This is a genomic window from Micromonospora sp. NBC_01405 (assembly GCF_045040155.1).
In the GTDB taxonomy this organism is placed as follows: Bacteria; Actinomycetota; Actinomycetes; order Mycobacteriales; family Micromonosporaceae; genus Micromonospora.
The window spans coordinates 3,140,680-3,161,725 of record NZ_CP109532.1 but is presented as its reverse complement, the minus strand read 5'-3'; the positions used below and the strand labels follow the sequence as shown (position 1 = coordinate 3,161,725).

At 69.6% G+C, this 21,046-nt stretch carries 19 protein-coding genes, 2 tRNA genes and 1 other RNA gene; 10 read left to right on the top strand and 12 right to left on the bottom strand.

What is annotated here, in order from left to right; translation table 11 throughout:
- Positions 1 to 21: 21 nt before the first annotated feature.
- From OG559_RS13335 to ffs, 7 genes are all read right to left on the bottom strand, one after another.
- Positions 22 to 1,686, bottom strand: coding sequence for an ABC transporter substrate-binding protein (locus tag OG559_RS13335; protein ID WP_405115593.1), 1,665 nt, complete (start codon positions 1,684 to 1,686; stop codon positions 22 to 24).
- A gap of 315 nt (positions 1,687 to 2,001) precedes the next feature.
- Positions 2,002 to 2,472: a hypothetical protein gene (locus OG559_RS13330; protein WP_405115591.1), complete on the bottom strand. Its 471-nt coding sequence runs from the start codon at positions 2,470 to 2,472 to the stop codon at positions 2,002 to 2,004.
- A 59-nt stretch (positions 2,473 to 2,531) separates the two neighbouring features.
- Entirely contained in the window at positions 2,532 to 3,509 is a 978-nt protein-coding gene (locus OG559_RS13325; RefSeq protein ID WP_405115590.1) for a hypothetical protein, read from the bottom strand.
- 306 nt (positions 3,510 to 3,815) lie between these two features.
- Positions 3,816 to 4,409: a recombination mediator RecR gene (gene recR, locus OG559_RS13320; RefSeq protein ID WP_350881190.1), complete on the bottom strand. Its 594-nt coding sequence runs from the start codon at positions 4,407 to 4,409 to the stop codon at positions 3,816 to 3,818.
- 12 nt (positions 4,410 to 4,421) lie between these two features.
- Positions 4,422 to 4,730, bottom strand: a complete 309-nt coding sequence (locus OG559_RS13315) for a YbaB/EbfC family nucleoid-associated protein (RefSeq protein ID WP_201754419.1) — start codon at positions 4,728 to 4,730, stop codon at positions 4,422 to 4,424.
- A 111-nt stretch (positions 4,731 to 4,841) separates the two neighbouring features.
- A complete protein-coding gene (locus OG559_RS13310; RefSeq protein WP_405115588.1) occupies positions 4,842 to 7,268 on the bottom strand; it encodes a DNA polymerase III subunit gamma and tau in 2,427 nt (808 codons plus the stop codon).
- A gap of 107 nt (positions 7,269 to 7,375) precedes the next feature.
- An RNA gene (ffs, locus tag OG559_RS13305) (signal recognition particle sRNA small type) lies at positions 7,376 to 7,465 on the bottom strand.
- Between the two features lie 82 nt (positions 7,466 to 7,547).
- Between ffs and OG559_RS13300 the strand changes: the two genes are divergently transcribed.
- A tRNA-Ser gene (locus OG559_RS13300) sits at positions 7,548 to 7,632 on the top strand.
- A 548-nt stretch (positions 7,633 to 8,180) separates the two neighbouring features.
- Here OG559_RS13300 and OG559_RS13295 read toward each other — a convergent pair.
- Positions 8,181 to 8,324, bottom strand: coding sequence for a hypothetical protein (locus OG559_RS13295; RefSeq protein ID WP_405115586.1), 144 nt, complete (start codon positions 8,322 to 8,324; stop codon positions 8,181 to 8,183).
- Positions 8,325 to 8,748: 424 nt separating this feature from the next.
- Here OG559_RS13295 and OG559_RS13290 point away from each other — a divergent pair, with 424 nt between their 5' ends.
- The 7 genes from OG559_RS13290 to OG559_RS13260 all read left to right on the top strand — a co-directional run bounded on the left by OG559_RS13290 (position 8,749) and on the right by OG559_RS13260 (position 15,428).
- Entirely contained in the window at positions 8,749 to 9,363 is a 615-nt protein-coding gene (locus OG559_RS13290) for a hypothetical protein (RefSeq protein ID WP_405115584.1), read from the top strand.
- Between the two features lie 32 nt (positions 9,364 to 9,395).
- Entirely contained in the window at positions 9,396 to 9,929 is a 534-nt protein-coding gene (locus OG559_RS13285; protein ID WP_405116638.1) for a hypothetical protein, read from the top strand.
- 80 nt (positions 9,930 to 10,009) lie between these two features.
- Complete coding sequence (locus OG559_RS13280) at positions 10,010 to 12,109, top strand: NACHT domain-containing protein (protein ID WP_405115581.1); 2,100 nt, start codon at positions 10,010 to 10,012, stop codon at positions 12,107 to 12,109.
- Between the two features lie 105 nt (positions 12,110 to 12,214).
- Positions 12,215 to 12,733 carry a ribbon-helix-helix protein, CopG family gene (locus OG559_RS13275; protein ID WP_405115579.1) on the top strand — a complete coding sequence of 173 codons (519 nt, stop codon included), beginning with the start codon at positions 12,215 to 12,217 and terminating at the stop codon, positions 12,731 to 12,733.
- A gap of 77 nt (positions 12,734 to 12,810) precedes the next feature.
- Positions 12,811 to 13,659 carry a DUF4097 family beta strand repeat-containing protein gene (locus tag OG559_RS13270; RefSeq protein ID WP_405115577.1) on the top strand — a complete coding sequence of 283 codons (849 nt, stop codon included), beginning with the start codon at positions 12,811 to 12,813 and terminating at the stop codon, positions 13,657 to 13,659.
- A gap of 24 nt (positions 13,660 to 13,683) precedes the next feature.
- Positions 13,684 to 14,640 carry an ATP-binding cassette domain-containing protein gene (locus tag OG559_RS13265; protein WP_405115575.1) on the top strand — a complete coding sequence of 319 codons (957 nt, stop codon included), beginning with the start codon at positions 13,684 to 13,686 and terminating at the stop codon, positions 14,638 to 14,640.
- The gene (locus tag OG559_RS13260) at positions 14,637 to 15,428 is read left to right on the top strand and encodes an ABC transporter permease (RefSeq protein ID WP_405115572.1); all 792 of its coding nucleotides are present in this window, start codon (positions 14,637 to 14,639) and stop codon (positions 15,426 to 15,428) included. Before OG559_RS13265 ends, OG559_RS13260 begins: the two co-directional genes overlap by 4 nt.
- Positions 15,429 to 15,744: 316 nt before the next feature.
- On the opposite strand, the gene OG559_RS13255 is transcribed toward OG559_RS13260, so the two are convergent.
- Together OG559_RS13255 and OG559_RS13250 are read right to left on the bottom strand one after the other, a co-directional pair.
- Entirely contained in the window at positions 15,745 to 16,989 is a 1,245-nt protein-coding gene (locus OG559_RS13255) for an IS256 family transposase (RefSeq protein WP_405105812.1), read from the bottom strand.
- A 134-nt stretch (positions 16,990 to 17,123) separates the two neighbouring features.
- Positions 17,124 to 17,429, bottom strand: a complete 306-nt coding sequence (locus OG559_RS13250) for a hypothetical protein (RefSeq protein WP_405115570.1) — start codon at positions 17,427 to 17,429, stop codon at positions 17,124 to 17,126.
- A 316-nt stretch (positions 17,430 to 17,745) separates the two neighbouring features.
- Here OG559_RS13250 and OG559_RS13245 point away from each other — a divergent pair, with 316 nt between their 5' ends.
- Entirely contained in the window at positions 17,746 to 18,843 is a 1,098-nt protein-coding gene (locus tag OG559_RS13245; protein WP_405115568.1) for a hypothetical protein, read from the top strand.
- Positions 18,844 to 18,856: 13 nt separating this feature from the next.
- Positions 18,857 to 19,321, top strand: a complete 465-nt coding sequence (locus OG559_RS13240) for a hypothetical protein (protein ID WP_405115566.1) — start codon at positions 18,857 to 18,859, stop codon at positions 19,319 to 19,321.
- On the opposite strand, the gene OG559_RS13235 is transcribed toward OG559_RS13240, so the two are convergent.
- Both OG559_RS13235 and OG559_RS13230 read right to left on the bottom strand, forming a co-directional pair.
- Positions 19,309 to 20,477 (bottom strand): IS3 family transposase gene (locus OG559_RS13235; protein ID WP_405110042.1). Its coding sequence is split into 2 segments (ribosomal slippage): positions 19,309 to 20,190 and positions 20,193 to 20,477, totalling 1,167 coding nucleotides; the frame shifts between segments, so codons are not numbered across the junction. The two genes, OG559_RS13240 and OG559_RS13235, sit on opposite strands and share 13 nt — an antisense overlap.
- Positions 20,478 to 20,918: 441 nt before the next feature.
- Positions 20,919 to 21,008 (bottom strand) — tRNA-Ser (locus tag OG559_RS13230).
- Positions 21,009 to 21,046: the final 38 nt, after the last annotated feature.

The following is a 21,046-nucleotide window of genomic DNA, read 5'->3' as shown; positions in this document are numbered from 1 at the left end:
GCCCGCGTTCCTTGCGTCAGATCAGGACTTGAACTCGGCGGTAGCGAACCGCTCGTCGGTGAGCGGGCTCGCCTTGATCCCGGTCACGTCCTTGCCGAACACGATCGCCGGCGGCGAGTGCGAGATCGGCACACCCGGCACGAGCTCCATGATGGCCTTGTTCAGGGCCTTGTACTTCTCCACCCGGGCCGCCTGGTCGGCGGTGGTGTCCGCGTCCTTGAACTGGTCGAAGAGGGCCTTGTCGGTGAAGCCCCACTCGTCCTTCGGCCGGTCGAAGAAGGTGCCGATGAAGTTGTAGGCGTCGCCGTAGTCACCGGTCCAGCCGAGGAAGTGGATGTCGTGCTTGTTGCCCGAGGTGGTGGCGTTCAGGTAGTCCGGGCTCCACTTGAGCGGGATGGCCTCGACCTTGATGCCGACCGCCTTGAGGTCCGCCGAAAGCAGCTCGAAGATGTCCTTCGGGTTCGGCATGTACGGCCGGGTGACCTCGGTCGGGTAGTGGAACCGCAGGGTCAGGTTCGACGCGCCGGCCTCGGCCAACAGCGCCTTGGCCTTCTCCGGGTTGTAGTCGTACTTGGCCACGTCGCCGTTGAAGCCCTCGACGGTGTCCGGCATGAAGTTCACGCCGACCTTGGCGCCCGGGGGCAGCTTCGAGTCGACCAGCGCCTGGCGGTTGAGCGCGTACGCGATCGCCTGGCGAACCTTGATGTCGGCGAGCTTCGGGTTCCCCTTCTGGTTGATCGCCAGGTAGAGGACGTTGAACGCCGGGCGGGTGAGCATGTTGAAGCCCTCGGACCTCAGCGGCTCGACGTCGGCCGGGCCGACCAGGTCGTAGCCCTGGATGTCGCCGGAGCGCAGCGCCTGCTTGCGCGCGTTCTCGTCCGAGATGGTCTTGTAGATCAGGGTCTTCAGCTTGGCCTTGTTGCCGTAGTAGTCGTCGTTGCGCTCGATGGTGAGCGTCTTGTTGGCGACGTCCCAGGCCTTGAACTTGAACGGGCCGGTGCCGGTCGGGTGCTCCATCGCGTACGCCGGGTACTTGATGTCCTCGGCGGTGCCACCCACGTTGCTGGCGTCGTACTGCTCCAGCGCCTTCGGGCTGTGGATGGAGAACGAGGGCAGCATCAGCGCGGCCGGGATCTTGCTGGACACCCGGGTGAACGCCAGGTCGACCGTGGTGGCGTCCTTGGCGGTGCACGACTTGAACAGGCTCGGCGGCAGGTCGGCGTTCTCGTTCTTGGCGAACCCGCCCATGACGTCCTGCCAGTACGCGGTCACGTCCGGGCTCTGCATGAGGCCCTTGGCGTTGTACCAGCGGTTGAAGTTCACGCACACGGCGTCGGCGTTGAAGTCGGCGCCGTCGTGGAACTTCACGCCCGAGCGGAGCTTGAACGTCCAGGTGGTGCCGGCTGCGTCCGGGGTCCACGACTCGGCCAGCCCCGGGGTGACCTTGGTGCCACCCTCCTCCGGCCGGACCAGGGTCTCGAAGACCTGACGCGCCACGCGCAGCGACTCGCCGTCGCTGGCGAAGCTGGGGTCGAGGACCTTCGGGTCGCCGGCCACGCCGAAGACCAGAGTGTCCTTCTTGCTACCGCCGGAACTGTCATCGCGGTCGCTCTCGGCGCAGCCTGCTACCGCGAGGGCCGCGACCGCGACGGCCGCAATTGCGACCTTCGGGCTGGGTGCACGCATGGGTGCTTCACCTCGTCCTTGGGGGTACGGACATCGTGGTGACAGGGGTCACCGATGGCGTGACCTTAGCCGCCGTTCGGACCGCCGGGAAACCGCCGAGGAATCGGTTGGTACCGGATCGTGTCTTAACCGGTGCGGCTCGTACGCGCCGGCCCGGCGGACCGCCACCAATGGGGCGATTTGCGCTGTTTCATAGATGCGAATTTGTTACATCGAACGTCGCCCCCGCCCGACCACATGTCAGACGCCCCACAGTTGATCGGCACGCCGGAAGGACCGACGGCCGACGTACTTCAGCCAGCGGCGAATGCGGGATCAGGATCCAGAACGGGAGGGAGTCGGGATGGCGGTCACGGTCGGACAGGTCGGCAGTAGTTCGACCTGCGCGGCGGGGGTCGCCACCGCCGGGTAGCGGAACGTGATCCGGTGGCACCGCGTCACGACGGCGGGCAGGGGACCCGGGCCGTGCCCCTGGGCGTCGTGCAGGACCACGGACAGGTCCGGCGTCCGGTGAATCTCCCGCACCTCCACACCCATCTCGTCGGCGATCGCCAGGACACGGTCGTCGGTCGGGGCCGTCGCCCCCGTGGCGAGCACCGCGTCGGCGTACTCCCGCGCTCGCTGTGCCAGCGCCGCCTCCGCCCGCGCCTCGCCCGCCCGGCTGGCCTTTCCGTGCTGCCGCGCCTTCGCCTCCAGCCACACCGCCCCGCCCACGAAGGCGATCAGCAGCAGGGCCGTCAGGACCCCCGGTGCCAGGGGCTCCCGCTCATCCGGCCGCCGTTTCACAGCCACCTCCCGATGTCCGTGGGGACCTCGCCGATCGGCGAGGTCCCCACGGACCTGGATCAGTTGTAGCCCACCGCCGACAGTCGGGAGGATACGGCGTTGGCATACGTCACCGCACCGGTGCGGGCCGTGATCCGGTCCGCCCGGCCGTCGCCGGTTCCGCCGCCGGCCGTCGGCCCTACGGCCTCCCGACCCGTGCCCGCCCGGGTCACGAACAGGTCCCCGGTCCGCGAAACGTCGCTGTCGGGTGGCGCGTCGATGGAACGCCAGCCGGGTGGCAGGCTCCGTCCGGCGAGTCTCGCGCCGGCCCGGGCCCCCACAGCGAAGACCCGGCCCTGCCCACCGGCCCGCAGCTTCACCGTCCCGCTCGGCACGGTGGCCACGGTGGCGAGCCGGCCGCCGGTCCAGCGGAGCAGGTCGACCTTGTCGGTCCGGGCCACCTGGAAGGCGACGCCCCGGGACCCGTCCGGCATCAGCCGGAACGGCGTCCCACCGGTCCGGGCCGCCGTCCGCACCGTCCCCTTCCTGTCGACCGTGACCAGCGCGTCCCCCTTCGCGGCGAGGATCGAGCCCTCGACCGGGACAGCCGAGGTGAGCTGGCCGGACGCGTACACCCGGTGACCGGCGAGGGGCCGGCGGGTGTCCACCGTGGTGAGCACTGTCCGGGCCGCCGCGTTCCCATTCGCCGTGGCCGGCATCTCCAGCCGGGTCAGCACCACGCTCTCCCCGGCCGCGCAGCCCGGGTTGTGGTACGCCAGGGAGTACCGCTCGGGCAGCTTGGTGACCGCGCCGGTGCTCAGGTCCACCACGGCCGCGAAAGCGCCCGCGTTGAGCAGGTTCTCCTTGTTGGCGAACTGTCGCGGGGCGTAGACCACGACGGCTCGCCGGCCGGAGCCGGTGACGCAGAGTTGGCCCGTCCACTGGTCCGTCGTCATGCCCGGCTCGGCGAGAGTCGCGGCGGTCCGCCACTGGTACGCCGCTTTGGTGTCCGCCACGAGCACGTGCAGGCCGGTCTCGTCGGCAGAGGTGGTGACCACCCGGTCGGTGGACCGTCGCCAGCCAGGCCCGAGACTCCGGTCAGGATCGAGGACGCGGTCGGGCGCCACCGGCGCGCTACGGTCGTCCGGTGGGGCGGCGGCGCTCGGTCCGGCCGGAGTGGGGGGCGCCGCCGATGCCGGTCGTCCGTGAGGGATCAACGGCATCAGCACCGCCAGTCCGAGCACAGGTATCAAGACTCTCCGCACAGTGACCTCCGTCGCGGGGTGCGAGAAGCACCAGCCTCGCGACGGAGGTCACCGACACGCCACCAGCGGCCTACCGTTTCGCCATCGGGAACCGGACTCTCAGACCGCCCGGCGGCCCTCGAAGGCGCGGCCGAGGGTGATTTCGTCGGCGTACTCCAGGTCGCCGCCGACCGGCAGGCCGCTGGCCAGGCGGGTCACCGCGATGCCCATCGGCTTGACCATCAGCGCCAGGTACGTCGCCGTCGCCTCGCCCTCGGTGTTCGGGTCGGTGGCGAGGATCAGCTCACGCACCGCGCCGCCACTCAGCCGGGTCAGCAGCTCCCGGATGCGCAGGTTGTCCGGGCCGATCCCCTCCAGCGGGTTGATCGCCCCACCGAGCACGTGGTAGCGGCCCCGGAACTCGCCGGTCCGCTCGACCGCCACCACGTCCTTCGGCTCCTCGACCACGCAGAGCACCTCGTCGGTGCGGCGCGGGTCCCGACAGATCCGGCATTGCTCGGACTCGGCGACGTTGTAGCAGGTGGTACAGAACCGCACCAGATCCTTGACCTTGCGCAGCGCGCCGGCCAGCCGGTTGACGTCGGCCGGGTCCGCCGACAGGACGTGGAAGGCGATCCGCTGGGCGCTCTTCGGGCCGACGCCCGGCAGCCGCCCCAGCTCGTCGATCAGGTCCTGGATGGCACCTTCGTACATCTGGTCGCCGGCTCAGAAACCGGGGAGGCCGAGGCCGCCCGCGCCGCCCGCGACCGGACCCATCTTCTGCTCGGTCAGCACCCGGGCCGCCTCGGCGGCGTTGTGCAGCGCGGCGACCACCAGGTCCTCCAGCGTCTCCACGTCCTCCGGGTCGACCGCCTTCGGGTCGATCTTGATGCTCTTGATGTCGCCGGAGCCGGAGACGGTCGCGGTGACGAGGCCACCGCCGGCGGTGCCGGTCAGCTCTGCCTCGGCCAACTCGGCCTGGGCCTTGGCGATCTGCTGCTGCATCTTCTGCGCCTGCTTCAGCATCTGCTGCATGTTCGGCTGTCCACCTGGGCGCACGGATGGCTCCTTCTCGCACTCGTCTGCTCGGCCGCGCCCAGCCTAGTCGGGGGCGTGGCCCGTTCTCCGGTACGGGCGACACCCGCGTCAGCGGGCGTCCACCTCGTCGATCTTCTCGGCGCCGAACGCCTCCCGGAGCAGCTGCACCGCCTGCTCCTCGCTGGACTGCCGGGCGGTCCGCTCGTCGATCACCTCGTCGAGCGGCTCGTCACCCGGGTCGAAGCCCTCGTAGCTCGGGGTGGCTGGCGCAGCCGGACCAGGGCGTCCACCGCCGCGCACCGGCCCGTCGTAGTCGGGGTCGTAGGGCGGCTCGCCGGCCCAGTCCGCGTCCGCGGACCGCCGGGCCCCGTTCTGGGTACGCGGGCCGCCGCGGCCGGCCGCCGCCGCCCGCGCGGCGGCGATGGCGCTGCTGACCGGCGCACCGCCACCGTTGCTGGCGGAGCCGTTGGCCGGCGGGGCGGCCGACTCCGGGCCCGCGCCCCGAGCCGGGGCGGCGGGGGCGGGCTCACGCGTCGGGGCAGCGGCGGCGGGGGTCCGGGGCGGGACGGTCGCCCCCGCGCCGTCAGCGGGCGGCCCGGCGGGATCGGACCCGCCCGGGCGGGCCGCCTCCGGCCAGTCGTCCTCCTGTGTCGCGTTCGCGGCCGGCGCGGCCCCGCCGGGGCGGGCCGGTTCGGGCCACTCCTCGTTCCCACCGGCCGACGTGGCCGGCCCGCCCGGAGCCGCGCCGGCCCGACCGTTCGGTACGCCGGACGTCGGGCGGGCGGCGGGGGCGGTCGGTGCCTGTGGGGTCGGGCGGGCCGCCGCGGGAGCCGCCGCCCGAGGGCCGCCGCCGCCCCGCTCGCCGGAGACCTCGCAGCGGATCTGCCAACGCCCGCCGAACTCCTCGTAGAGGGCGTCGGTGAGCACCTGAGCATGGTCGGACATCATCTTGGCCAGCACCGTCGACTTCACGGTCAGCAGCAGCACGTCACCGTCCAACTCCCGGACCACCGCGTCACGCATCAGCGCCGCGATCCGCTTGTTGGTCCGGTTGACCTTGCCAACCACCTCGGGCCACGCCCGACGCACCGCCACGGCGTCCAGCGCTCCCGGGGCCGCCGCGCCGGGGCGGGGCGGGGCGGGGGTGCCCGGGTCGGGCATGACCGCCTCCGGCGGAACCTCCCGCCGAGGCGCGACCGGGGCGGCCGGAGCCGCCGACACGGGAGCGGCGGGCGGAGGCGGGCCACCCGCCGGGGCGGCGGACGCCGGCGCGGACGGCGCGGCAGCCGCAGGCGGGGTGGCCGGCTCGGGGCGTACCGCAGCGGTGGGGGCGACCGGCACGGGGCCGGCGGCGGCCGGCGGCAGCTCGGTGCCGCCGAGGGTGAGCCGGCGTTCCATCCGCTCCAGGCGCTGAAGCAGGGCACCGGTCGAGTCGTCCGCCCCCGGCAGCAGCATCCGGGCGCAGATCAGCTCCAGCAGCAGCCGGGGCGCGGTGGTGCCCCGCATGTCCACCAGGCCGTTGTGCACGATGTCGGCGCACCGGGACAGGGTGGCCGGGCCGAGCCGCTGGGCCTGGGCGGTCATCCGCTCGATCTCGTCGGCCGGCCCGTCGATCAGGCCCTTGGTGGCGGCATCGGGCACCTGCTGGAGCACGATCAGGTCGCGCAGCCGCTCCAGCAGGTCCGAGGCGAACCGGCGCGGGTCGTGCCCGGCCTCGGCCACCCGGTCCACGGTCGCGTACGCGGCCGCGCCGTCCCCGGCGGCCAGCGCGTCGCACATCTCGTCGATCAGCGCCGAGTCGGTGACGCCGAGCAGCGCGGCGGCCCGGGCGTAGCTGACCCCCTCCGGACCCGCGCCGGCGATGAGCTGGTCGAGCACGGAGAGGCTGTCCCGGGCGCTGCCGCCGCCGGCGCGCACGACCAGGGGGAAGACCGCCGGGTCGACGCTGGCCCCCTCGGCCTCGCAGAGCTGCTCAAGGTACGGCCGGAGCACCTTCGGCGGGATCAGCCGGAACGGGTAGTGGTGGGTCCGCGACTTGATCGTGCCGAGGACCTTCTCCGGCTCGGTCGTGGCAAAGATGAACTTGACGTACTCCGGGGGCTCCTCCACCAGCTTGAGCAGGGCGTTGAAGCCGGCCGACGAGACCATGTGCGCCTCGTCGATCACGTAGATCTTGAACCGGCTCTGGGCCGGCGCGAAGAACGCCTTCTCGCGCAGCTCCCGGGCGTCGTCGACGCCGCCGTGGCTGGCCGCGTCGATCTCCAGCACGTCGATGGAGCCGCCGTCGGTGGCCAGCGCGCGGCAGGACTCACACTGCCCGCACGGCTCCGGGGTGGGGCCCTGCTCACAGTTCAGCGAGCGGGCCAGGATGCGTGCGCTGGAGGTCTTGCCGCAGCCGCGCGGGCCGGAGAAGAGGTACGCGTGGTTGAGCCGCCCGCTGCGCAGCGCCTGCGACAGCGGCTCGGTGACGTGCTCCTGCCCGATGATCTCGGCGAAGGTGCGCGGCCGGTACTTGCGGTAGAGCGCCAGTGCCACCCGTCCCGCCTCCTCTCGACCGAGCCATTCTGCGCCGGTCGGGCACGCGTGACCACCCACCACCCCGTGACCCTGACCTCGGGTACGGTACCGGCGCCCGGAGACAAAAAGGCCTCCCGTGCACCCGGCAGAGCTCGCTTATCCTTGCTGCCTTCCGGCCCTGGGGAGGTTCACGAGATACCGCCGCACGGGAGGTGAGACCCACCCTACCCGACCGCCGGTCGATCTTCGGGGGGTGGTGGGGTGGCCGGGCCGACGGGGACCTGTATCCTGTCTCACGGAGGATTCGCCTAGAGGCCTAGGGCGCACGCTTGGAAAGCGTGTTGGGTTTACACCCTCACGAGTTCGAATCTCGTATCCTCCGCTCGTCTGAACAGCACAAACGCTGGGCCGATCCCCTCACCGGATCGGCCCAGCGTTGTCTGTGTCGGGAAGCACTTGAGCCTGGCCAGGGCCCGCTCGACCTGGGCACGTGCCGTTCGGCGCCGCGCGTCCAGGCCGGCTTGGCGGTCGGGCAGCTCACTGCCGTCGCGGGCCTCGCGGTACGGATGACCCAGGGCCCCGGCGAAGTCGTGAGGGTCTCCGGCTTGGCGGGTCCCAGGGGATGCGCGCGTTGCCGGCACCATCGGCCCCTGCCGGGTCGGCCCCTGCCCTGCGTTGGTCCCTATGGAGCTGCCCCGTTTGCGCTGTCGGTGGAGCGGGAGCGTGGACGGGGCAGCTCCATAGGGACCGAAGGGCAGGTCCCCGACCGGGTGGGGGGGCATTGTCAGGCCGCCGCCCGACTGCCCGGCGCAAGGGGCGGTACGGGGCGGTGTAGCGGCGACCTCCCGGGGCATGTGCGGGAGAGAGGACATGGCTGAGGACCGGCGGGATGGCAGTAAGCGACTGCGGCCATCCCTGTCAGCTACGGGTTCAGCAGGTGGTGTTGCGGGCCGGGACCCAACCGTCCAGTGACGGATCCTCGGCGCCGTGGCCGTAGACCCAGGAGTCGGCGTCGATGGCCCAGACCTGGCCGTGCCAGCGGAATCCGCGCCCAGCCGTCAGGGTGCGCAGCACAAAGCCGCTCTGGGGTGCGGCGCGGAGCCAGGTGTTCTCCCTGAGGTTGCAAACAATGCCCCACGCGTCGCTAGCGGATGCTGGCGTGGCCGCCACGCCCGTACCAGCGATAACGACAGTCATGGCCGTCAGCGCATGCAGAAGTCGGCGTTTCACTCGTGTCCTTCCGTGTGAGCAGTGACGATTCCTGATCACGGTCAATATACAATCGGCCCGCGTAGTGGTCGCGCCCGCGCTCGCCTCGGTCTGTTCCAAGCAGCGCGACGCGAGTGGCGATGAAGGTGGCGGTGACAGAGGCCACCCGACCAAGTCAACGGCTCCTGACGTCAGCCGCGCACACCCGGTACCTTCCGGGGCAGCGCCGGCACTCCACCCCGGTCGTACACATGTTCTATCCACAGGCTGTGGACGCCGGAGGGGTCCGATGAGTTACCAGCTCAGCGCCGTCGTCGCCGACGGTGAGCTGCTCCGCGAGCAGACCGCCGACCTGGACCACGCCGTGCTCGCGGCGCTGCGCCAGGACTTCGCGCTGCTGCCGGTCACCCCACAGCTCATCGAGGAGCTCACCGGGGCGCTGCCGGACTTCGTCGTGGACGGACCCGGTCCCGACCAGCCGTTCGAGCTGGTGCTCTCGCCGGCCCTGAACGCGCTGTTCGCCGGGTGGTCGCGGCTCGGGCCGGTGGCGTACCTGGAGGCCGAGTTCTCCGGCGGCGTCGGCCGCCAGGCGTCGGTGGTCTGGCTGGCCGGCGCGGTGAGCTGGGGGCCGCACTTCGACGACGTGTTGGGCTCCCCGCGCGAGCAGTGGCCGTTGAACGCCGCGCTGGCCCACCTCGGCGCGGAGCCGGGCCGGTGGATCGACCCGTTCGCCGAGCTGGGCCTGCACCTGGAGCGGAACACCGACGGCTGGCTGATCCACGGCCGGCGCGGACTGACCGCCGACTACTGGGACGAGCTGGCCGAGGAATGGGAAATCAGGGAATCCGTCGATCGGCAGCAACCTGAGCGCCCCGGTCCCGTTGGGGACTGGGGGATTCCATGAGATTGCGACAATTCGTTTTCATTGCGACACTGCTGGCGGCTGCCTCGATTGCCGGCAGCGGCGCATGTCCACAGGGGCCGGTCGAGGTCGGCGGCGACCTTCGCCCGCCCGACCCGCCGTCCGGCGTCGGCCGCCCGGACCGCCCCGCAGAGGTCGTCAACCTACGCGGGCTGCGCAACGTCGAGTTCGGCGACACCGGGGCGGACCTGACCCGGCGCGGCATACTCCGCGCCGAGGTCGACGCGTGCGGGCCGACGCTCGCCGGACACGAGGCGACCAGCCCGGTCTTCGTCGACGACCGACTGGTGCTGCTCTGGCTCGACGACCCGGTCCGTACCCCGGAGGGCGTCACCGTCGGCACGCCCGTCGACCAGGTCGGGGCCCGCTACGCGCAGGTCAGCCGGCTGATCGCTCCACACGGGACGTACCGGTTCGACGGCCTGCTGGCCCGACGCGGCGACCGTGCGTACCTCTTCCTGCACGACGGCCGCACGGTCCGGAAGATCATCGCGGGGTACGCCAACTGGGCCCGCCGCCTCTTCGCCGAGGGCCACGGCCCCTGCTGACCGAAGCGACCGCCCGCCCGGCGTGAGGGCGTACCCGATCACGGGTTGTGCGGCACGGCGGCGGACGGTAGAGACGACGCATGCGTCGGGTAACAACAATCGTCCTCACGGTGGTCTGCGTGACCCTGCTGGGGGTCGTCACCAACGTCGCCACGGGGGTGCTGCCCGACCGCTGGTCCCCGTACCTGTGGATCGCCTGGCCGTTGCTCGCCTTCGTGGCCACGGCGCTGACGGTGGTCGAGATCCGCCGGGCCCGCGAGCCCGGTCCGGTCGGCGGCGCGAGCGCGGCGCGGGCCCGCCGGGTGCTGCTCGACCGGGTACGCCGCTACTGGATCACGAGCGTGCTGGACCGCTCGCTGCACGTGGAGGCGCGGCTCCAACTGGGCATCACGGCGTCCGCCGACGACCGCCGGTACCCGTGGACGCTGCGGGCCAGCCACCGGGACGGCTTCACCGGCGTCCTCGACGACCGGACGTCGGTCGCCGCGCTCTTCGAGCGGCTCGACCGGGCCATGGTGATCCTCGGGGCGCCCGGCGCCGGCAAGACGACCACGCTGCTCGAACTCGCGCGCGAGTTGCTCGACGGGGCCGAGACGGACCGGGACGCGCCCGTCCCGGTGGTCCTGAACCTCTCGTCGTGGGCGACGCGCCGCCAGCCCCTCGCCCAGTGGCTCGCCGAACAGCTCACCGAGCGGTACGGGATACCGTCAGCCCAGGCCGCGGCCTGGGTCGCGGGCGGCGAGATCCTGCCCCTGCTCGACGGCCTCGACGAGGTGGTCGAGGCGCGCCGCGACGAATGCGTGGCGGCGATCGCCGCGTTCCACGCCCAGCAGCCCCTCACCCCGATCGCCCTCTGCTGCCGTGCGGCGGAGTACCAAAGGCTCCGGACCAGTCTGCCCGTCTACGGCACCGTGACGATCGAGCCGCTGACCCGGCCGCAGATCGAGCGACACCTGGACCGGTCCGGGCCCGCCCTCGCCGGCCTGCGGGCCGCCCTCGCGGCGGACGAGGAGCTGTGGGAGTTCACCGGGTCGCCGCTGTTGCTCAGCATCATGGCGCTGGCCTACGCCGACGGTCCCGGCCCGGAGACCGGCACCGGCAGCCGCCGGCACCGACTCTTCGCCCGGTACGCCGAGACGATGCTGCGGCACCGGCCGCACCCCGGCTACCGGCCCGAGCAGACCACGCGGTACCTCTCGCTGCTCGGTGACCGGATGCGGGCGCGCCAGCAGTCCATCTTCGTCCTGGACCTGGTGGCCCCGGACTGGTCACCGACCTGGCCGCGCAGGAACGCCGACACGTACAGCCGGACCGCGATCAGCATCGCCGTCGGGCTGGTGGTCGCTCTCTGCGGGGCAGCGCTGGCGGGCCGGCCCGGCGTCGCCGCCGGCCCGGTGGCCGCCGTCCTGACGGCGCTCGGCCTCGCGTTCGGCGAGTACGACGACCTCACCCTGATCGCGCGTTGGGGACGACGGCCCGAGGGCCGGCGCTCGATCCAGGTCAACTGGCTGACCGACACGGCTGCGGAGTTCACGGAGGTCCTGTTCAAGTCGGCCGTCGGCGGATCGGTCGTCGCCGGCACGCTCGTGGTCGGGGCGGTCTTCGGCCTCTCCGACGGCTGGGCGGGTCTGCTCACCGGCCTGGCGTACTGGATCGGTTTCGTGCTCGCCGCGCTGCTTGCCATGAGCGTCGGCAACACCGTGGCGTTCCACCTCTACGTCGTGGGCCCGCCCGGGGGCGCCCCACGTCGCGAGGTCCCGAGCCCCGCGCTGCGCCAGCGCCTCCGCTTCGCCCTCCGCGCCACACCGGCCCTCGGCGTGATCGCCGGCACCTCGGCCGGGTTGCTCGTCACCTGGCCGCGGACCGGCGCCGACGGCTTCCGGTACGGCCTGCTCGTCGGGACGGCGGCGGCGCTGTACCTGCTGGCGTCCGTCGCGGTCGGACCGATCGTGGAGCAGTGGCTGGTCCGTCGACGTCTCGCCCGGGAGGACGCCCTGCCCCGACCGCTACGGCCGTTCCTCGACCACGCGGTGCAGTGCCTCTTCCTGCGCGACGTCGGAGACGGGTACATCTTCGTCCACCGGGAGTTGCTCGAGTTCTTCGCGGACCGGGTGCCGGCGGGAACGCTGAGACCACTCCGGCCGCCACCCGTCGACAGCATCGCTCTCAAGGACGGCTGAAACGATCCGGAGCCGCTGCGGCGCTGGTGCCATCCCGCTGCCATTCTGAGCCAAGCTGAGCCAGATTGAGTTGCCCATGGCACCACCATGTGCCATAGTGGTGCCATGGACCTGACCCCGTATGTGGCCTCCCTCGGTCGTGAGCTGCTGACGGCTGTGGAGACCGGTGGCGACAACGACACCGCGTTGATCGAGCGGTTGACCGTGTCGATGGAGTCGGCGATCCGGCTCGCCCTGCTCGAAGCACTGTCGGCCGCCGCCGACGAGATCACCAGGGAGCTGGCTCCCGGCTCGGTCCAGGTTCGCCTGCGTGGCCGTGACCCGGAATTCGTCGTGGCACCTCACCAGGTGGAGCAGTCACGGGAAGACCCCACCGACCGGGGCGCGGCACCGGCCGACGATGCCGCGATGGGCTTCGAGGACGGTGCCACGACGCGCATCAACGTCCGGCTCCCGGAACAGCTCAAGGCCGCCGTCGAGGAAGCGGCCGGCAAGGAGGGCCGGTCGGTCAACGCGTGGCTGGTGCGTGCCGCCTCGACCGCGCTACGAGCCTCGGAACGCGACCACGTCTCCGACCGGCGCGGCAAGCCCAGTGCGCAGCGCTACACCGGCTGGGCGCGTTAGCCGAACCCGGCCCCCACCTTCCTTTCACGTCCCCTACCAGCGGGGATGCTCTTCCGACTCATCTTGAGGGGACAGCCATGCCTGTTTTCGCCACCCCGGAATCGATTTCCGTCACGATTGATATCTCCGTCGGCAACGTGCGGCTCATCGCGAGCGACCGCACCGACACCGTCGTCGAGGTACGGCCGAGCGACGAGTCCGACAACTCCGACGTGGAGGCCGCGCAGCAGACCCGCGTCGAGTACGCCAACGGCACGTTGACCGTGCGCGGGCCGAAGGCCCGGGTGTTCGACTTCTCCAAGAAGACCAGGTCGGTCGCCGTGCTCGTCGAACTCCCCACTGGCTCGGCGGTGCACGGTGACGTGTCGGTCGGGGACTTCCACAGCACCGGCGTGTTGGGGGAGTGCCGGTTCAAGACGTCCGTCGGTCACTTCCGACTCGACCGGACCGGCCAGCTTCGCCTGGACACCTCCGGTGGCCACATCGCGGTCGACACGATCGCCGGTAACGCCGAAGTCGCCACCGGCAGCGGACGGGTTCACATCGGCGAGATCGGCGGGGCCGCGGTCATCAAGAACTCCAACGGCAACACCGACATCGGCACCGTCACCGGCGAACTGCGGGTACGTGCGGCCAACGGCGACATCTCCGTCGACCGGGCCGATGCCGCAGTGGAAGCCAAGACCTCCAACGGAACCATTCGCATCGGCGAGGTCGCGCGCGGCTCGGTCACGCTGCACACCGCGACCGGCGACCTGGAGATCGGTGTCGCCGCGGGCACCGCCGCCTGGCTCGACCTGAAAACCGGGCACGGGCGAGTGCACAACGCGCTGGACGACATCGCCCAAGGACCGGAGAAGTCCGAGGAGACCGTCGAAGTCCGTGCGAACAGCTCCTTCGGCGACATCACCGTCCGCCGTTCCTGACCAGACCTCTCGAAGGGGCCTTCCATGACCATGCCATCGGAGTCGGCGATCACGGCGACCGGACTACGCAGGTCGTTCGGCGACCACGTCGTGCTCGACGGAATCGACCTGAACGTCCCGCGGGGCACCGTTTTCTCGCTGCTCGGCGCGAACGGAGCGGGCAAGACCACCACGGTCAAGATCTTGTCCACGCTGATCCGCGCCGACGGGGGCAGCGCGCGAATCGCGGGCCACGACCTGGCCGCCGAGCCCGACGCGGTCCGCGCCGCGATCGGCGTCACCGGCCAGTTCTCCGCGGTCGACAACCTGCTGACCGGCCAGGAGAACCTGACCCTGATGGCCGACCTGCACCACCTTGGCCGGGCGGCGGGCAGGCGCAGGGTGGCCGAACTGCTCGACCAGTTCGACCTGGTCGACGCGGCCAAGAAGCCGGCCGCGACCTATTCCGGCGGCATGCGCAGGCGGCTTGACCTCGCGATGACCCTGGTCGGCACACCCCAGGTGATCTTCCTCGACGAGCCGACCACCGGGCTGGACCCGCGCAGCCGCCGTGGCATGTGGCAGATCGTGCGGGAGTTGGTCGCGGGTGGCGTCACCATCTTTCTCACCACGCAGTACCTGGAGGAGGCCGACGAGCTCGCCGACCGGATCGCGGTACTGGACCACGGCAGGATCGTCGCCGAAGGCACCCCGGACGAACTCAAGCGCCGCATCCCCGGCGGCCACATCCTGCTGCGGTTCGCCGGCCTCGGCGACCTCGAGTCCGCCGTACGCGCCGTGGGCCAGACGTCCCGCGACAGCGACGCGCTCGCCCTGCGGGTGCCGCACGACGGCAGCCTCCGTGCGCTGAAGGCCCTGCTCGACCGGCTTGACGAGAACGCGGTCGAGGTCGACTCGCTGAGCATGCACACCCCCGACCTCGACGACGTCTTCCTCGCCCTCACCGGCAACCCCAGGAACGAGAAGGTGGCCACGCGATGAGCACCGTGTCGTACGCACTGACCGACTCGGCGACGATGCTGCGCCGCAACCTCAAGCGAATGGTGCGCTATCCGTCCATGACGGTGATGCTCGTCGGCATGCCGATCGTCTTCCTGCTGCTGTTCGTCTACGTCCTCGGCGGCACACTCGGCGCCGGGCTCGGCGGCCCCTCCGGCGGGCGGGCGGAGTACGTCAACTACGTCACCCCCGCGATCATCCTGATGACGATCACCGCCGCGGTTCAGGGCACCACCATCTCGGTCGCCATGGACATGACCGAGGGCATCGTCGACCGGTTCCGCACCATGGCCATCGCCCGCATCTCCGTCCTGACCGGGCACGTCGTCGGCAGTCTCGTCCAGACGATGCTCAGCATCGCGGCGGTGATCGGCGTCGCACTGCTCATCGGCTTCCGGCCGTCGGCAGGTCTCGGCGACTGGCTCGCCCTCACCGGCGTCCTGGTGATGATGGCCTTCGCCTTCATCTGGCTGTCGGTCGCATTCGGTCTGGCCAGCAAGACCGTCGAGTCGTCGAGCAACGTCGGCATGCCGCTGATCCTGCTTCCGTTCCTCGGCAGCGGGTTCGTCCCGACCGACTCGATGCCCACCGCGCTGCGCTGGTTCGCCGAGTACCAGCCGTTCACCCCGCTCATCGAGACCATCCGCGGTCTCCTGATGGGCACTCCGATCGGGAACAGTGCCGTCATCGCCATCGGCTGGTGCGTCGTCATCACCCTCGGCGGCTACCTCTGGTCGAAGAAGCTGTTCAACCACGAGTCCACCCGATAAATCGAGACCTCGCGACCCAAGCATGATTCACTCGGCTCATCGCGGTTGTGACCACGCCCGCTTAGTCAACTGAGACTGGACGAGGAAACGCCCGGCGGCTCCGCTCGGAGCCGCCGGGCGTTAGCCCGGCCTTCAACGGACGGCGACATACGTTGATGAAAGAGACCACAACTGAGACCAGCGGAGCCAGGGCCGGCTTGAGCAGCCTTCGAGCGACCTTGGCCGCCTGCCTCTTGCCATCTAGCAGGGCAAGAACAACGCGGTCACGTCCGCGCTGGTGGTGTAAGAGGCGGCCATCGCGGGATCCGGTCTGATGTTATGCGGCGATCGGGGTGGGGTGGGGCTGGTCGGTGTCGTGTTGGCCGGTCTCGATCGTGACCATGCGGGCCTTGGCGAGTATTTCGAGGCCCATGTAGCGGCGGCCTTCGGTCCATTCGTCGGTCTGCTCGGCCAGGACCGCGCCGACGAGGCGGATGATCGCCGGGCGGTTGGGGAAGATCCCGACGACGTCGGTGCGGCGGCGGATTTCCTTGTTCAACCGTTCCTGAGGGTTGTTCGACCAGATCTGTCGCCAGATCTCATGCGGGAAGCCGGTGAACGCGAGCAGGTCGTCGCGGGCGGCGTCGAGGTGCTCGGCAGCTGCCGGGAACTTTGCCTCGATGGTGGCCATGACCCGGTCGAACTGGGCTCGGACGGCGTCGGCGTCGGGCTGATCGAAGATCGTGCGGACGAGGGTGGCGATCCACGGCTGCGCCGACTTCGGCACCTTCGTCAGCAGGTTGCGAAGGTAGTGGGTGCGGCAGCGTTGCCATGAGGATCCGGGCAGGGCCGCGCCGATCGCGGCCACGAGGCCGGCGTGGGCGTCGGAGATGATCAGACGAACACCGGACAAGCCGCGGGCGGTCAGCGACCGCAGGAACGCCAGCCAGCCGGCGCCGTCCTCGTCGGAGGCCACGTCCACGCCGAGGACTTCGCGTTGGCCGTCGGCGTTGACCCCGACCGCGACCAGCGCGTGGACGTTGACCGTCCGCCCGTGCTCACGGACCTTCATCGTCAGCGCGTCCATCCACACGAACGGGTAGTGGCCCGAGTCCAGGGGCCGGTTGCGGAACGCCTCGACCTGCGTGTCCAGGTGCGCGGCCATCTCGGAGACCTGCGACTTGGACAGCTGCCGGATCCCGAGCTGTTCGACCAGCTTCTCCACCCGCCGGGTCGACACACCCAGCAGGTAGGACGTCGCCACGACCGACACCAGGGCCTGCTCGGCCCGCCGGCGATGGGTCAACAACCAGTCGGGAAAGTAGCTGCCCTGCCGCAGCTTGGGGATCGCCAGGTCGATCGTCCCGGCCCGGGTGTCCCACTCCCGAGGCCGGTAGCCGTTGCGGGAGTTCACCCGCTCGTCACTGCGCTGCCCGTAACCAGCACCGCAGATCGCGTCCGCCTCGGCGGACATCACCGCCTGCGCGAACACCTTGACCATCGCCTGCAACACATCCGGCGACGCGCCCTCGATCTGCTCGCGCAGCAGGTCAACAGGGTTCACACTCTCTGATGCGGCCATCGCGTTCTCTCTTCCTTCTCTGACTTGGTCGTCTTGAAGGATCGACGCGATGGCCGTCTCTTATCTACTCAACACGCCCATCACGGGCAAGTCGTACACCACTTCCGTGGACGCAACCAACAACGCACGCCGCCTCAGTGAAGGTACTTCCGTTTGTGCCCGCGCACGCTTTCACGCGTCCCCTTGTACCAGCAGTCACCGGTGCCGCACGCCTCCCAGTCGCCTTGGCGAACCGCTTCGTCGATAACTGGGCGTTCCGGCCCGTAGCCGTAGTGGTGCAGTAATCGTGCTACCGAGCCGCCATATTCAGCAGCCGTCAGCGCTGCTTCCGCGATCTTGTCGTGGCCGCGGGCCCAGAACGCACCGATACCTGTTTCCTTGCCGCATCCGCACCAGCACGTACCGGTTGGGATGAGTCGGGGGGGTTCAGCAGTCGTCATGCCATCAAGATACGGCATCTAGGTGGCCAGTCAAGAGGGGCCTTCTAGAAGGCGCATGAGCATGCGTGGCTTGACGCCTGAGAGCGTTCAGGAACAGTCCAGGACTCTTTCGCCTGCCGCAGACCAATGGATCAAGCCTCCAGCAGGCACTGCGCCTCGCCCTGACACCACAGCGCCGCAACAAGCCAGCGCAGGGGCATAGAGGAGCCGGCCCTGCCTCAACGTCCCCCTTCGTCAGGGGCAATCAGCAAAGTTTCACTAAGAACCAGGCTTTGCCCGTCACAGCTAAAGCCCCTTATGTGGCAAACTTTTGCTCATGGCAGCCAACTTTGAGCAGAACTTGCTAGAGCGGGCGTTCGACGCGCTCCGCGCGCTGATCGTCGAGGGCGACAGCGGCTTGGAGCTCAAGCCCTACCCCGCTGCGTTGCCTGACGGTGGCCGTGATGCTGCGTGGGAGATCACCGCTCCCAACTACGCGACCCAGCTGCTGGTGGAGGCGTTTCGACGCTTCACTCCGCGCGACGTCGACCGAGTCCTAGGGGGGATCTCGCCACTCGTCCGCAAGATCATGCGTGATCCACCCATTCTGGTCGTCGCACCATGGCTGAGCTCACGTGCACGTGACCTGCTCACCGAGCGCGGCCTCAACTACCTCGACCTGACAGGCAATGTTCGGCTGAGGGTGGCCAGGCCATCGATCTTCCTTCGCCTCGAGGGAGCCCAGCAGGACCCGAACCCGCCTGCAAAGCCCCCGGTGCGGCTGCAAGGCGCGAGCATCAACGCTCTGATCCGAGTGTTGGTGGACTACGAGCCGCCCTACCGGATGGTGGAGCTGGCTCGAGCAGCTCGACTAAGCAACGCCTACGTGTCGCGGGCGTTGGAGGCCTTGGACGAGGAGCGGCTCATCGAGCGGCCGTCCAGAAGCAGGGTTGTAACGTCGATCGACTGGCCGAACCTTCTGCGGACTCGCGCCGCCCAGTACGACATGTTCAAGGCAAACCGGGCGCGTGGCTACATCGCACGAAGCGGCCCAAGGCAAGTTTACCGCCAGCTTGCCAAGCTCCAAGACGAGCAAGCCTTGGTCACCGGTTCTTTCGCCGCGAGCGAGTTCGTTCACCTCGCCGCACCTGCGCAACTAACCCTCTACGTGCCCAACGCACAGGACTTCGCGCAGCGATACGAACTAATGCCTGCACGGCAGAGCGCCAACGTCATGCTTCTAGATGCAGCTGACCAGTCCCAGCTTGAACGGGCGCGCCAGGCCGATCACGGCGCGTTCCATGTAGGAGTGTCACAGGTCGCCTTGGACTGCTTGGCCGGTAACGGACGCATGCCCGAGGAGGGCGAGGCGCTCGTGGAGTGGATGACCAGCAACCAAACGGCCTGGCGTACCCCAGAACTTCCCGAGACGTGAGTAACCTCTTGGCGTGACCGCTACCGAGTCGCTCTACGTCGATGCCGCAGACCCGCTCTACGTCGCAGCACGCCGTGTCCTACTTGACGCGCTGGAAGCACTAGACGAGCACCTCGACGCTGTCATCCTCGTTGGAGCACAGGCGATTTACCTGCAGGCGGGTGAAGCTGATCTCGAGATGACAGTCGCACCCTTCACCACCGATGCTGACCTGAGCATCGATCCCGGGCGCCTAGGTGCCGATCCGCGCATCGCTGAAGCGATGGTGGAGGCCGGCTTCAGCCTCAAGGAGAAGAGCAGCGGAGGAATCGAGCCAGGGACATGGATCGCAACCACGCAGGTAGACGATCTCCAGGTCCCCGTCCCTGTTGACCTGCTCGTGCCCGAGGCGTTCGCCCCGCAGCGGGGCAAGCGAGACGCCCGCCTGCCAAACGGGTCTGCTGCACCGATAGGTGACAGGTTCAGTCACGCGGCCTGACTGGCCGGTGGGGTCATGATGGTCTCGTACTCGATAGGGGTCAACCGGGACAGGGATCGTTGGCGTCTGCGGCGGTGGTAGGTCCGTTCGATCCAGGTCACGATCGCGGTCCTCAACTGTTGGCGGGTCGTCCAGGTTCGGCGGTCGAGGACGTTGTTCTGTAGCAGGCCGAAGAAGGATTCCATGGCGGCGTTGTCGCCGGCGGCGCCGACTCTGCCCATCGACCCGATCATGTGGTGCTGGTTGAGGGCACGGACGAATTTTCGGCTGCGAAATTGCGACCCGCGGTCGGTGTGCAGCACGCAGCCGGCCACGTCACCACGGCGGGCTACGGCGTTGTGCACCGCGTTGACGGCCAGCCTCGATTTCATGCGTGAGTCGATGGAGTAGCCGACGATCCGGTTGGACCACACGTCCTTGATCGCGCACAGATACAGTTTGCCCTCGCCGGTGCGGTGTTCGGTGATGTCGGCCAGCCACAGCCGATTCGGGCCGTCCGCGGTGAAGTCGCGGCGCACCAGATCGTCGTGCACTGGCGGACCGACCTTGCCGCCCTTGCCCTGACGCTTCTTCTTGCTGAACGCGCTCCACCAGCCCATGCCGGAGCAGATTTTCCAGGCGGTGCGCTCGACCATCGGCTGGCCGGAAGCGCGGGCCTCATCGGCCAGGAACCGGTAGCCGAACTCCGGGTCATCACGATGGGCGTCGAACAACGCGTTCGCCCGATACGCCTCAGCCAGTTCGGCGTCGCCGACAGGCCGGGCGAGCCACCTGTAGTAGGGCTGACGAGCGATGTTCAATACCCGGCACGTCACCGCCACGGGGACCCCGTCGGCGGCCAGCTCGCTCACGAGCGGGTAGAGCCTTTTCCCGGCAGGTTCGCCTGCGACAGATACGCCGCGGCCCGACGCAGGACCTCGTTCTCCTGTTCGAGGAGCTTGATCCGTTTGCGGGCTTCACGCAGCTCGGCTGACTCCGCGCCGCTGACACCCGGTTTGACTCCAGCGTCAACGTCAGCCTGGCGCAGCCACTTGAACAACGTCATCGGGTGGACTCCGAAGTCCTTCGCGATCTGCTCGACCGTCACGCCCGGGTCACGGTCACGAGCCACACGCACGACGTCATCCCGGAACTCTCGGGGGTAGGGCTTAGGCACAGCGACATCCTTCCAGCCCGCCACCAGGGCAAGCCATCTCAGATGTCACCTATCGGTGCAGCAGACCCGAACTTGACCGCCAAGCGCGCATGGGTAGCGGTCTCTTGCACTTCGATAGTCAGGCACTCGACTTGTTCGCCCTTGACATTGCGTTGCTCGACCTAAGGAATCAGATCGCAAAAAGCGAACGGAACTGGCGGCTGTCTTCCGGGGCCGGGGCACCTTCGGCAGCCACGTCCTCGTGCAACTGACCGCGCCCGAGGTAGCCGCACGACGCCAGCGCGAGTGGCGCGATGTTCGAGCAGCAGCGCTCGCGGGTACCACGAGCGAGGAGCAGTCAGGGTAGAAGCCTCACGGGCAGCAATTGAGACCAAAAGTGAGACCGGAACGACGCAGCGCCCGGACCATCCTCGCGGACTGCCGGGCGCTGCGCCTGCTATCTGGCGGTGGCGGCGGGATTTGAACCCGCGGAGGGCGTAAACCCTCACACGCTTTCGAGGCGTGCTCCTTAGGCCACTCGGACACGCCACCGCCGAGAAGGGTACAGGACGCCGGGTCTGGACGCCGAA

Bases quoted from the DNA above. Each gene is read 5' to 3' on its own strand.
- OG559_RS13335 (WP_405115593.1), bottom strand. From the start codon at position 1,686: ATGCGTGCACCCAGCCCGAAGGTCGCAATTGCGGCCGTCGCGGTCGCG.
- recR (WP_350881190.1), bottom strand. From the start codon at position 4,409: ATGTACGAAGGTGCCATCCAGGACCTGATCGACGAGCTGGGGCGGCTG.
- OG559_RS13315 (WP_201754419.1), bottom strand. From the start codon at position 4,730: ATGCAGCAGATGCTGAAGCAGGCGCAGAAGATGCAGCAGCAGATCGCC.
- OG559_RS13290 (WP_405115584.1), top strand. From the start codon at position 8,749: ATGAGTTACCAGCTCAGCGCCGTCGTCGCCGACGGTGAGCTGCTCCGC.
- OG559_RS13280 (WP_405115581.1), top strand. From the start codon at position 10,010: ATGCGTCGGGTAACAACAATCGTCCTCACGGTGGTCTGCGTGACCCTG.
- OG559_RS13275 (WP_405115579.1), top strand. From the start codon at position 12,215: ATGGACCTGACCCCGTATGTGGCCTCCCTCGGTCGTGAGCTGCTGACG.
- OG559_RS13270 (WP_405115577.1), top strand. From the start codon at position 12,811: ATGCCTGTTTTCGCCACCCCGGAATCGATTTCCGTCACGATTGATATC.
- OG559_RS13265 (WP_405115575.1), top strand. From the start codon at position 13,684: ATGACCATGCCATCGGAGTCGGCGATCACGGCGACCGGACTACGCAGG.
- OG559_RS13260 (WP_405115572.1), top strand. From the start codon at position 14,637: ATGAGCACCGTGTCGTACGCACTGACCGACTCGGCGACGATGCTGCGC.
- OG559_RS13255 (WP_405105812.1), bottom strand. From the start codon at position 16,989: ATGGCCGCATCAGAGAGTGTGAACCCTGTTGACCTGCTGCGCGAGCAG.
- OG559_RS13250 (WP_405115570.1), bottom strand. From the start codon at position 17,429: ATGACGACTGCTGAACCCCCCCGACTCATCCCAACCGGTACGTGCTGG.
- OG559_RS13245 (WP_405115568.1), top strand. From the start codon at position 17,746: ATGGCAGCCAACTTTGAGCAGAACTTGCTAGAGCGGGCGTTCGACGCG.